At 74.8% G+C, this 636-nt stretch carries 1 pseudogene; it reads left to right on the top strand.

The window, feature by feature from the left end:
• Nucleotides 1–636 (top strand): annotated as a pseudogene (locus GJV64_RS15210) (magnesium chelatase subunit D); the annotation flags it as partial.

Below are 636 nucleotides of genomic sequence, written 5' to 3'. Positions count from 1 at the left end.
GCGCCACCCGCCTGCCGCCGCCCCCGCCCGAGGAAGAGGCGCCCCCGCCACCCGAGGAACAGCCGCCGGACCAGCCGCCCCCGGAAGAACCGCCGCCCCCGCCGCCGCCCTCGGACGACAGCAAGGGCGACGACAGGGAACAGCCGGAACCGCCGCCGATCGACCCCACCGAGATGATCCTCGATGCGGCGCAGACGGCGCTGCCGCCCGGCCTGCTGGATGCGCTGGCGGCCGGCACGATGTCGAAGGCGCCCAAGGCCAGTGGCTCCTCGGGCGCCAAGCAGAAGAGCATCACCAGCGGGCGGCCGGCGGGCGTGCGGCCGGGGATGCCGGGGCGCGGCGCGCGCCTGGCGCTGATCGAGACGATCAAGACGGCGGCGCCCTGGCAGAAGATCAGGCCGGCGCGCGACGATGGCCGGCTGGCCATCCGCAGCGAGGATCTGCGTATCCGGCGTTTCATCGCGCAGACGCAATCGACCACCATCTTCGCGGTCGATGCCAGCGGTTCGGCGGCGTTCGCGCGGCTGGCCGAGGCCAAGGGCGCGGTCGAGCTGCTGCTCGCCGAGGCCTATGTGAAGCGCGCCGAAGTGGCGCTGGTGGCGTTCCGCGGCACCGAAGCGGCGCTGGCGCTGCCGC

Origin of the sequence: Sandarakinorhabdus rubra (assembly GCF_010994245.1) — a bacterium.
Taxonomy (GTDB): domain Bacteria; phylum Pseudomonadota; class Alphaproteobacteria; order Sphingomonadales; family Sphingomonadaceae; genus Sandarakinorhabdus; species Sandarakinorhabdus rubra.
Note: the sequence above shows the minus strand (reverse complement) of the source record. Positions and strands in the feature narration are given on the sequence as shown.